General features: G+C 67.4%; 5 protein-coding genes and 2 pseudogenes. 4 read left to right on the top strand and 3 right to left on the bottom strand.

Annotated features, from left to right (window positions below):
- Positions 1-609 (bottom strand): transposase (locus tag ACK5M9_RS00430; protein ID WP_416891242.1); only part of this gene is annotated, 609 nt, incomplete at its 3' end.
- Between the two features lie 143 nt (positions 610-752).
- Positions 753-1000 (bottom strand): annotated as a pseudogene (locus ACK5M9_RS00425) (glycogen debranching enzyme); the annotation flags it as partial.
- A gap of 188 nt (positions 1001-1188) precedes the next feature.
- On the opposite strand from ACK5M9_RS00425, the gene ACK5M9_RS00420 reads away from it, so the two are divergent.
- From ACK5M9_RS00420 to ACK5M9_RS00410, 3 genes are read left to right on the top strand one after another with little or no spacing between them, the layout of a single operon-like run.
- A complete protein-coding gene (locus ACK5M9_RS00420; protein WP_416891241.1) occupies positions 1189-2700 on the top strand; it encodes a DUF4185 domain-containing protein in 1512 nt (503 codons plus the stop codon).
- A 27-nt stretch (positions 2701-2727) separates the two neighbouring features.
- A complete protein-coding gene (locus tag ACK5M9_RS00415; protein WP_416891240.1) occupies positions 2728-3576 on the top strand; it encodes an SDR family oxidoreductase in 849 nt (282 codons plus the stop codon).
- A 43-nt stretch (positions 3577-3619) separates the two neighbouring features.
- A complete protein-coding gene (locus ACK5M9_RS00410) occupies positions 3620-5014 on the top strand; it encodes a serine/threonine-protein kinase (RefSeq protein WP_416891239.1) in 1395 nt (464 codons plus the stop codon).
- Positions 5015-5059: 45 nt separating this feature from the next.
- Here the strand turns inward: ACK5M9_RS00410 and ACK5M9_RS00405 are convergent, their stop codons facing one another.
- Positions 5060-5347 carry a hypothetical protein gene (locus ACK5M9_RS00405; protein WP_416891238.1) on the bottom strand — a complete coding sequence of 96 codons (288 nt, stop codon included), beginning with the start codon at positions 5345-5347 and terminating at the stop codon, positions 5060-5062.
- 111 nt (positions 5348-5458) lie between these two features.
- Here ACK5M9_RS00405 and ACK5M9_RS00400 point away from each other — a divergent pair.
- A pseudogene (locus ACK5M9_RS00400) lies at positions 5459-8020 on the top strand (FHA domain-containing protein).
- Positions 8021-8023: the final 3 nt, after the last annotated feature.

The raw sequence follows: 8023 nt of genomic DNA, 5'->3' as shown, positions 1-8023 counted from the left end.
GGCGTTGCCGGTGCGCAGCAGCCCGGCCAGGGCTTCCCCGCCGGCGATCTCCGGGCGGTCCAGAAACGCCAGCAGCGGATGGTGCCCGAAGGTCTTCTTCCAGGTCGGTGTGGCGCCGTGCTTGTTGTCGGAGTGGTCGATGACCAGGGTCGCGTCGATATCGATGTGCAACCAGTCACCCGGGTCGGGGGCAGCGCCCGCAGCCCAGGCCGCCGCCCGAGCGCCGGCTCGGGCGGCCCGCACCAGCGGTAGGTGCGCGGCGTCGATGCGTTCATCGACCAACCGCCACATCGTGGTGGTGGAGGCCATCGCCCCGAAGACGTGTTCGCGGTCGCCGCACAGTTGGCCGACGCCGTCGATGCAGTCCGCCCCGTCAGCGACCGCAGCGGCCAGATCGGCGAATACATCGCCGGGTGCGTATACCCACGGCCCGCGATAGGTGTCCGCCAATGCGGCGGTGACCTGCGTCGATAGCCCGGTCCGGTCGGCGAGCTCGCGCAGCATGCCCATCCCGGCATGCGACACGACGCCATGGCCGTCGGCCGACACTTTGACCCGCGATGCCAGCGCGATATTCTTCGCACTCGCGAAGTGCCTTCCCGTAGGAATACTTGAACCCTCGACAAGTCCAATTATCCCTTGCGGGACAGGCACTTTCGCTTATCTACACTCCGTTTCGCGGGGCATTTCACGAAAAATCTGGGCTAGGCAATCGGATGTGTTTCAGCAACGGCATCGCGCGGGGCGCGACCCCGCTGCCCACCGGCCGGGTCGTAGGGGCCGTGCACCCGGAATCCGTAACGCTGAGCGGGCGCGACGTTGGACAGAAGGGCATGCCAGACGAACCCGTCGACTTCGGGGGCAATACGATTCTGGTTTCTCCGGCCGCGCCGTCGTCGCTGCTGTCGAACAGACACAGTTCGAGGCGGTCGGCCACCCCGCTGAACACCGCGAAGCTCGTTCCCGAGCCGTCATAGGTTGCGCCGAGTGGAAATGCCATCTGGACCCTGCCACACGTCGACTCCGAATCCACGCGGGCGCGGGGCGGGGGTTCGACCAGCGGGTTGCGACACGGTCACGGACTAGTACCCATTAGCAGCACATAGATCACAAGTGACTCATTGCTCACTATCGTCACATCAACCTCATTGGACGTCAATGCGGCGTTCGGCACTGGAAAGGTGTGACATGTCGCCGATTTCGCGAATCATCTCGGCTTCGGCGGCTTCGGCGGCCGCGTTCGGACTGGTCGTCCCGATGAGTCTGGCCACCGGCCTGGCGCCGCAGGCGCACGCGTTGACCTGCGATGCGCCCGAGGCCAATGTCGCACCGCCGGCGAACGCCGTGGTGACCACTCCGGGAGGCAAGGTGCTCGGGCCTATCCGCAGAGGGCCGCGTCCCCGCGGTGCGAACGACCGTGCGCCACGGCCGGCACTGGGTCCGTTGCAGCGACTCCTGCAACCGAGCCGGCAGTACTCCGCACCCATCCAGCAGCAAGCACGCGTCCCGGGCGCCAATCCGGCGCCGCCGGCTCCGGTACCGCCTGTTGCCGCCCAGCAGCCGCCGGCCGCACCGTTGGCTCCGGAGGCAGCCGCGGCCCCGCCGCCGAACCCGGCACCGGTGGCGGCACCACCCGCCGGGGCGCCGAACCCCGATGACGCATTCGGTGGATCGACCACGTCGCTGGCCGAATGGGTGACCGGCCCGGAGGGTCCGAACAGGACACTGGAACGTTTCGGTATCTCCGGAACCGATGTCGGGTTGATGTGGGACAACGGCGATCCCGCCGACCATCAGGTGCTGATGGCCTTCGGCGACACGTTCGGCTACTGCGCGGTTCACGGCGACCAGTGGCGGTACAACGTGTTGTTCCGCAGCAACGACCGCAACCTGTCCGACGGAATCCACATCGGCGACGGCGACCGGTCCAACAGGTACGCCGGCTCTCCGACGCAGCAGCCGGGCTTCTCCCGGCAGGTCATCAACAGCATCAACTACGCCACGGAAGAAACGGGGATCATTCCGACTGCCGCGATCTCGGTCGGCAAGACCCAGTACATCAACTTCATGTCGATCAGGGACTGGGGACGCGACGGTGAATGGTGGACGAACTATTCCGGGATCGCGGTGTCCAACGACAATGGTCAGACCTGGGGGGTGTACCCGGGCACCATCCGCGCATCCGGACCCGACACCGGGCGCGCACCGTACGTCGAGGGCAACGAGAATTTCCAGATGGGGGCCTACGTCAAGGCCAACGACGGCTACCTGTACTCGTTTGGCACCCCCGCCGGCCGTGGCGGGTCGGCGCACCTGTCGCGAGTGCCGCAGGGCGTCATCCCCGACCTGACCAAGTACCAGTATTGGAATGGCGATTCGAATTCCTGGGTTCCCGGCCGGCCGTCGGCGGCGACACCGGTCATTCCGGGTCCGGTGGCCGAGATGTCGGCACAGTACAACACCTACCTCAAGCAGTACCTGGTGATGTACACCAACGGCGCGAACGATGTCGTCGCCAGGACCGCGCCGGCGCCGCAGGGCCCCTACGGCCCGGAGCACCTGCTGGTATCCAACTTCCAGATGCCCGGCGGCGTCTACGCCCCGATGATGCACCCGTGGACGACCGGCAAGGATGTGTATTTCAACCTGTCGCTGTGGTCCGCCTACGACGTAATGTTGATGCACACCGAGCTCGGCTGACACATCAACGCGAAGAGGTGGCTGCACATGGGTGGAATAGGCCTGAAGGGCACGTCGGTCGCGATCACCGGCGGCGCCCGCGGAATCGGCTTGGCGACGGCGACGGCGTTTGCGGCCAAAGGGGCGCGCGTCTTCATCGGTGATCTCGACGGCGATCTGGCGGCCGAAGCGGCTTCCGGGATCGGCGGGCAGGGGTTCGGTTTGGACGTGCGCTCCCGCGAGTCGTACGGAAAATTCCTGCAGGCCGTCGAGGACTCCGGTCACCCGCTGACCGTGTTGGTCAACAACGCCGGCATCATGCCCATGGGCCGATTCGTCGACGAGGACGACGCCGTCACCGACGCGATCCTCGACATCAACACCAAAGGAATGATGATCGGGGCGAAGCTCGCCCTGCCCGGCATGCTGGAGCGCGGCACCGGCCACATCGTCAACGTCAGCTCGTACCTGGGGAAGCTCCCGGCTGCCGGGCTGGCCACATATTGCGCCAGCAAGCACGCCATCGTCGGGTTCAGCGAATCTTTGCGGGACGAACTCGCCACCACAGGTGTCACCGTGACGGTGGTACTTCCGTCGGCCGTGCGCACCGAACTGGTGGCAGGGGTCAAGCTCGACGGCCTGCTGCCGACGGTCGACCCGGAAGACATCGCCAAGGCGGTAGTCGCCACCTGCTCACACCGGCGAGCGGTCGTGGCCGTTCCGGCCTGGATGCGCGCCTACGAGGCCGCCGCGGCGACGGTGCCCGACGTGCTGGTCGGAGCTATTCGCGGCCGCCTCGCGCGCGACCGCGTCTTCCAGGAACTCGATGGCGGCGCACGTTCGGCCTACAACGAGCGGGTGCGCGGGACCGCCGAGAAGAAGACCAAGAAGAAGTAGCCGCTGCCCAATTCGGCGTCGGCCCACCGACTACTATGCGGCCATGGCGTTCGAAGAGGGATCGACGTTTGCCGGCTACACGATTGTCCGGCGACTCGGAACAGGGGGAATGGGCGAGGTGTACCTCGCCCAGCACCCGAGACTGCCGCGTCAGGACGCGCTGAAAGTAGTACGCCCCGAGGTGAGCGCCGACCGCGAGTACCGGGAACGATTCCACCGCGAAGCCGATACCGCCGCCAGCCTGTGGCACCCGCACATCGTGGCGGTACACGACCGCGGCGAGACCGACGGCCGACTCTGGATCGACATGGACTACATCGACGGGACCGATGCCGGCGCGCTGCTGGCATCGCAGTACCCGGACGGGATGCCCGGTCCGGAGGTTGTCGAGATCGTCACCGCAGTGGCCGAGGCCCTGGACTACGCACACGACAAGAAGCTGATACATCGCGACGTCAAGCCGGCGAACATGCTCATCGCTTCGCCCGATTCACCTGATCGCCGCGTGCTGCTCGCCGACTTCGGGATCGCCGGGCTGGTGGGGCAGTCGACCGGGTTGACCGCCACGAACATGACGGTGGGCACCGTGGCGTATGCGGCGCCCGAACAGCTCATGGGCAACGATCTCGACGGGCGTGCGGACCAGTATGCGCTGGCCGCATCGGCGTTCCAGCTGCTGACCGGTGCGCCACCGTTCCAGCACACCAACCCCGCGGTGCTGATCAGCCAGCACCTCACCGCCTCACCGCCGCCGATCGGGGAGGTCCGTCCGTCCCTGGCGGATCTCGACCCGGTGTTCGCCAAGGCCCTGTCAAAAGACCCCAAGGACCGCTATCTGCGGTGTGTGGACTTCGCGCGGGCACTCAACCACCACTTCGGCGGCGGCTCCGGCGACACCGACGCGACCACTTTCTCCCTGCCCGCCGCCACTGCCCCGCAGGGCCCGCGATCGCTGTTGCGGCGCGGCGTGATCATTCCGGCGATACTGGCGGCCCTGCTGGTCGTCGCCATCGGCATCGCCCTGCGGGAGTTCCGGTACATCAACAAGGAGGAGACCGAATACCCGCCGTTCACCGAGACCCCCACCAGCGAATGGTCGCATCCCTCCACCCCCGGGAATGGCACCTCCGGGTCCGCACCCAAACCGGAGATCCCGGTCGTCGCCATCGGCGCGCCATGCTTCCCGCTGGGCAGTATCGGCTCGACGAAAACCGGGGCGACCGCCTACTGCTCAAAACTGGAGGAGACGGAGTCGAGCATCTGGTCACTGACCGAGGGCACCGTGGCCAACCCGACCATCAGTTCGGCCCCCGACCCGAATGAATCACCGCTGCCGAGCAGCCGGGAATCACCGGTGCGCGTCTGCATGGAGCAAACCGGCCAGACCCGACGTCAGTGCATCCTGGAGATCATCCAGAACAGCGGTTCTTCGCAGTAGCGGTACCGGCTGGACCCGCCGGCCGCATGTGCACACCCGCAGCGTCTAGACGCACCCGCCGACGCTGACCCGCCGGCCGACGCTGGCGCAGACGTCGACGTTGGGTGTGTAGTCCTCGGGCATCGGCATGTAGTCGTACGGACCCGGCGCGTACGGGGCGATCGCGTTGCCCAGGTCGGCGCATCCGCCCACCGTGACCCGGCGTCCGGCGCTCATGCATACGTCGGCGTGTGCCACGCCGGACGGCTGCACCAGGTTGAGCGCCTGGGGGACGGCGGCCAGGACGAGCGCGGCCACAGCGATCGCACTGCAGCCGCGGTTCGGGAAATTCATCGCCGGTCTCCATTCGTTGCCGACACTTCGATGCGCCCGAGCCTACCCGGCTCCATCCGATGCCACCTCCACCTTCTACACCGGGGCATCGTGCCGATACAGTTGGCTGCGATGACAGCGCAACCCGACCCCCCGGTGCTCACAGTGCGCTACGACGGCGCCGACCGTACCTTCGCCGCAGGCCACGACGTGGTCGTCGGACGTGACTTGCGCGCGGACGTGCGAGTGGCACATCCACTCATCTCGCGGGTACACCTACTGCTGCGTTTCGACCAGGGCAGATGGGTTGCCGTCGACAACGGCAGCCTCAACGGGCTGTACGTCAACAACCAGCGGGTGCACCAGGTCGAGATCCAGAACAACCAGCAGGTCAATATCGGCAACCCCGACGGCCCCGCCCTGGTTTTCGAATTCGGCCGGCGCGACCAGGGCTCGGTCGGGCGTCCGCCGGCGACGACGTCGATGGCGATACCGACCGCGGCGACACGCGGATCGATGCCCATCCCGGCTGCGCCCCCGACCCAGCCCCCGCCGCAGCCGCCGGTCCAAAAGCCGCCGCCGCCGCCGACCGAGCGGATGCCCGCGGCATCGCCTTCGGGCCGGTATCCGGCGCACCAGTCGGGTCCGCACATCTACCGGGCACCCCCGGCGCAGTTCCAGCCGCCGCCCGGGGCAGGCCGGCCGGGCGAGGCCGCCGGCAGGACCTCCATGATGAAGATCCTGCGGCCGGGTCGGGGAGCGCCCGACGTGCCGCCCGGGGCGATCAAGATCGGCCGCGCCGACGACAACGACATCGTCATCCCGGAGGTGCTCGCCTCGCGCCACCACGCCACTCTGGTGCCGGCGCAGGGCGGCACCGAGATCCGGGACAACCGCAGCATCAACGGCACCTTCGTCAACGGCAACCGCGTCGATTCGGCGATGCTGCACGACGGCGACGTGGTCACCATCGGCAACATCGACCTCATCTTCGCCGACGGCGCACTCACCCGTCGCGAAGAAAGCCTGGTGGAGACTCCGGCGGGTGGTCTCGACGTCCGCGGTATCACCTGGACCATCGAGGGCGACAAGACGCTGCTGGACAACATCTCGCTGACGGCGCGCCCCGGCATGCTCACCGCGGTGATCGGTCCATCGGGTGCGGGTAAGTCGACGCTGGCCCGGATGATCGTCGGAACCACGCACCCCACCAGCGGGACGGTCGCATTCGAAGGGCACAACGTGCACGCCGAATACGCCTCGCTGCGCAGCCGGATCGGCATGGTGCCCCAGGATGACGTGGTGCACGGGCAGCTGACCGTCAAGCAGGCCCTGATGTATGCGGCCGAACTGCGGCTGCCGCCGGACTGCACCTAGCTGGACCGTGATCAGGTGGTGGCCCGCATCCTGGAGGTACTCGAGTTGTCCCAGCTTCTCGAAACGCGGGTCGACAAACTCTCCGGAGGCCAGCGCAAGCGGGCCTCGGTCGCACTGGAACTGCTGACGGGGCCATCTCTGCTGCTCCTCGATGAGCCCACCTCGGGCCTGGACCCCGCGCTGGATCGCCAGGTGATGACGATGCTGCGGCAGCTCGCCGACGCCGGCCGCGTCGTCGTGGTGGTCACCCACTCGCTGACCTACCTGGACGTGTGCGATCAGGTGCTGCTGCTGGCGCCCGGCGGAAAGACCGCCTTCTGCGGGCCGCCGAGCCAGATCGGCCCCTCCATGGGGACGACGAACTGGGCCGATATCTTCAGCGCCGTGGCCGACGACCCGGAGGCCGCGAAAGCCCGCTACTTGGCGCAGACGGGTCCGCCGCCGCCCGCGCCGCCACCCGAGCAGCCCGCCGCGCTGGGGGAGGCGGCCCACACCAGCCTGGTCCGGCAGTTCTCCACGATTGCCCGACGGCAGCTCCGGCTGATCGTCTCCGACCGCGGCTACTTCATCTTCCTCGCGATACTGCCGTTCATCATGGGCGCGCTGTCGATGTCGGTGCCGGGCACCGTGGGCTTCAACGCGCCACCGTTGACCAGTGACGCGCCCACCGAGCCGGCGCAGATCCTGGTGCTGCTCAATGTCGGAGCGGTGTTCATGGGGACCGCACTGACCATTCGCGACCTCATCGGTGAACGGGCGATATTCCTGCGGGAACAAGCCGTCGGCCTGTCCACGACCGCCTACCTGCTGGCCAAGGTGTTCGTCTACACCGTCCTGGCCCTCATCCAGTCGGCGATCGTGACCGTGATTGCGCTGCTGGGAAAGCCCGGCCCCAAGGCCAGCGCCGTCGTGCTGGGAAATTCCGCGCTGGAGCTCTATGTCGACATCGCGGCGACGACCGTCGCATCGGCGATGCTCGGCCTGCTGTTGTCGTCGGTGGCGAAGTCCAACGAGCAGATCATGCCGCTGCTCGTCGTCGCAGTGATGTCGCAGCTGGTGTTCTCCGGCGGCATGATTCCGGTCACCGATCGGCTCGGCCTCGACCAGATGTCGTGGGCGACCCCGGCGCGTTGGGGTTTCGCGACCTCGGCGTCCACGATCGACCTGACGAAGCTGTGTCCGGTTCCGCAGGTTCCCCGGGACTCGCACTGGGAGCACACCGCCAAGGCGTGGACATTCGACATGGCGATGCTGGTGTTGCTGAGCTTCTTCTATCTCGGGTTCGTGCGCTGGAAGATCCGCCTCAAGAGCGGCTGATCG

Origin of the sequence: Mycobacterium sp., from assembly GCF_047975165.1 — a bacterium.
Lineage (GTDB): Bacteria > Actinomycetota > Actinomycetes > Mycobacteriales > Mycobacteriaceae > Mycobacterium.
The sequence above is the reverse complement of the archived record's forward strand: the minus strand, read 5'-3'. Positions and strand labels throughout refer to the sequence as shown.

What these genes read in the sequence shown, in the direction of transcription:
- ACK5M9_RS00415 (WP_416891240.1), top strand. Translation starts at nt 2,728, where the DNA reads ATGGGTGGAATAGGCCTGAAGGGCACGTCGGTCGCGATCACCGGCGGC.
- ACK5M9_RS00410 (WP_416891239.1), top strand. Translation starts at nt 3,620, where the DNA reads ATGGCGTTCGAAGAGGGATCGACGTTTGCCGGCTACACGATTGTCCGG.
- ACK5M9_RS00420 (WP_416891241.1), top strand. Translation starts at nt 1,189, where the DNA reads ATGTCGCCGATTTCGCGAATCATCTCGGCTTCGGCGGCTTCGGCGGCC.
- ACK5M9_RS00405 (WP_416891238.1), bottom strand. Translation starts at nt 5,347, where the DNA reads ATGAATTTCCCGAACCGCGGCTGCAGTGCGATCGCTGTGGCCGCGCTC.